The 2,748-nt window shown below is 55.0% G+C and carries 3 protein-coding genes; all 3 read right to left on the bottom strand.

All coding sequences use genetic code 11. The features are described 5' to 3' along the window. On the bottom strand, nucleotides 1-177 hold a 177-nt coding region (locus PHO67_09025), incomplete at its 3' end, for a patatin-like phospholipase family protein (GenBank protein ID MDD5547279.1). A gap of 2 nt (nucleotides 178-179) precedes the next feature. Then, a complete protein-coding gene (locus tag PHO67_09020) occupies nucleotides 180-1,382 on the bottom strand; it encodes an efflux RND transporter periplasmic adaptor subunit (GenBank protein MDD5547278.1) in 1,203 nt (400 codons plus the stop codon). Then, nucleotides 1,379-2,748 (bottom strand): TolC family protein (locus PHO67_09015; protein ID MDD5547277.1); only part of this gene is annotated, 1,370 nt, incomplete at its 5' end. The genes PHO67_09020 and PHO67_09015, both read right to left, overlap by 4 nt.

Here is a 2,748-nt window from a genome sequence, read left to right as displayed (position 1 = left end):
GTTGAGGGCAAACGCGGCCCCTACCAAAGAACCAATGCTGGTTCCGGCTATACACTTGACTTCTATGCCTGCGTCGGCCAGCGCCCGTATTACACCGATATGGGCCCATCCCCGCGCGGAACCGCTGCCCAGCGCCAGACCGATATTTTTCGGAAAACCCGAGTTATGGTCTGACATACTCACCGCCGATCTTCTTGAGAAGTTGACCCCTGGGACTTATCCGTTTCATTCTTGTTCGTAAGATCCCGCACGATTATCTCAGCGCCGGTACGCAATCGACCCGCTCCGCTGGTGACCACCTTTTCGCCGTGAGCCAAACCATCACGCACTTCAGCGAGTTGTTCCTCTATGACGCCCACCTGAAGGGTTCGCCTAACCGCCTTTTTTCCGTCCACAACGAAGACGTAATACGTGCCGCTTCCAGGGAGGCGCTGCAGGGCATCGCGCGGGACGGAAAGGGTCCGTCGTTTGCCCATGAACAACTTCACCTTGGCAAACATCCCGTCCACGAGCTTGCCCGCCTGATTGGGCACTTGAATCCTCACGCGAAAGGTGCGCGTCTGACGATCCACCATCGGATTGATAACAATCACTTTTCCGGAGAACTCCTCTCCTGGAAAAGAATCAACCGTGATCATGGCAGTGGCTTCAATGGCAACGCGCCCGATGTCTCCCTCGGGCAAATCGATATCCGCTTTCAGAGATGTCTGATCCACAATACGAAGGAGTTGGACTCCGGGCGCAACCGCCTGACCTATTTCCACATTTCTTTCCACGACGGCGCCGGTAATCGGTGAGCGGATGTCGGTATCGTTGAGATGTTCCAGGGCGGAACCCAAGGCGGCCTTTGCCTGGTTACGTTGTGCCGTAACAGAAGATACTGTCTCCCTGGCGGTTTTAAAGGCCGCCTCCACCGCATCAAAGCGGCTTTGCGGAATGACCCTTTCTTTCAGCAGTTCCGTTGCTCTGATGTAATCCTTCTCGGCCCGTTCAAACTGAGCGTTAGCCTGTAGAATCGCTGCTTCCGCAGCCGCAAGGGCTGCCCGCACCTGTTTGACCGCAAGATCGAGGTTCGTCCTGTCCAATCGGATCACGACCTGACCGCTTTTAACGCGATCCCCGACATCAACCAGAACCCCTGTTACGGTCCCTGCCACTTTGGGACTCAGCGGGCTTACCTCTCGGGCTTTCAGCGTGCCGACAGCACTGATCTCTTCGCGAAACTCATGTTGAACAACAGCCGCGATTGTGACCGGCAGCGCTTTATCGACCGCCTGCACATCGATGTCTTTTTGCTTTTGTTTGCTGAAAACTTGAAACACAATGATTGCAATTACAACAACGGAAACGGCAATCATGATATATGCTGATTTTCGCTTCATTTGGCAGGTTCCTCTCCCTTGATGTCAGATTCCTTCACGACCTTTGCACCCACTGCTCTCTGAATGGCAGCGAGCGCAACGTTGTAGTCATAAAGAGCCTGGGTGTGAGTCGCTTCAGTTCGAGTCAAGGACGTCCGGACATCCAACACATCGGTATTTGTGCCTTCTCCCGCCCGGTATCTGACCCGTGCGTGGCGATAGGCCTCCCTGGCCGTCTTTAGCGCACTCTCGGCCGCCTCGATATTCTTTTCCGCTTTCCCAAGGTTGAGAAAGGCCTGGCGCACCTCAAGCCGAATGCGGTCTTTTGTTTTATCATGCTCAATTCTTGCCTGTGCAAGTTGGGAGCTCGCCTCTCTGACCCTGGCCCCTGTCTTCCCCCAATTCCAGAGGGGAAGCTGCGCCACCATTCCAACCGTCCAGTGGTCTCCACCTTCCAGATCCCGGGTATCGCCTTTCATGTATTCGTATCGCCCTTCCAGGGCAACGGAAGGCATATATTCTCCTTTCGCCGCCCTGAGCCCCTGCTCTACAGCGGCAATTTTGAAAGTGATTGCCGAAATCTCCGGACGTCGATCGAGGGCCAATTTGGTGAGATGAGAAAGATCGTCTTCCGGCTTCAGAGGCCGCCCCAAGGCCTCTGTCAAACTGACCGATTCTTCAAGTGGGATGACCAGCAAGTTTTTCAGGGCAGAGTGAGCCAAATCAACTGCGTTATCGGCCGCATTCAGCTCCGTTCGGGTATTGGCCAATTCCGTGCGGGTGCGCAGAAGGTCGATTTCCGGATTCGTTCCCTTTTCCACCAGTATGGTAACATCGTGTTCGTGTACTGCAAGTAGATCGTGGGCCTCTGCGGCGACTTTCTGAAATGCCTCGGCCACCTGCACGGTCCGGTAAGCGCGCGTAACCTGGAAAGTGAGTTCCTCTTCGATGGCTTTTTTCCCTTGGGCCTGGGCGTCCCGCGAATACTGCGATGCCTTGTACGCCGCATCCAGCCGGCCACCCAGGAAAATGGGCTGCTGGATTACGATCCCCGCCTTGTAAAGATCGCGGTCCATAAAGGTCAGTGATTGCGGTCCCATTGCAAAACTCAGTTCCTTGTCCAGTCGTGCGTAGGATGCCTCCGCCCCCAAAAAAGGAAGCATGGCCGCCCTGGCTTGAGTTATCTTTTCCTCGGCTTGACTAAGGGCTTCTTGGGTGAGAAGGATGTCGTGGCTGCGATGCGACGCAATCAGCAGGCAATCATTCAGCGACAGGTACAGACGCCCGTTCCTTTCGAATCTCCGAAGCAGCTCATTGGGAGACGAGGTAAAATCACTTTGCATTTCTGGCGATAACCCGGCAGTCGCTGTCGAATAGCTGTGCGGTA

This window comes from Candidatus Omnitrophota bacterium (assembly GCA_028716565.1).
GTDB lineage: Bacteria > Omnitrophota > Gorgyraeia > Pluralincolimonadales > Pluralincolimonadaceae > Pluralincolimonas.
This window is presented reverse-complemented; position numbering and strand designations above follow the sequence as displayed.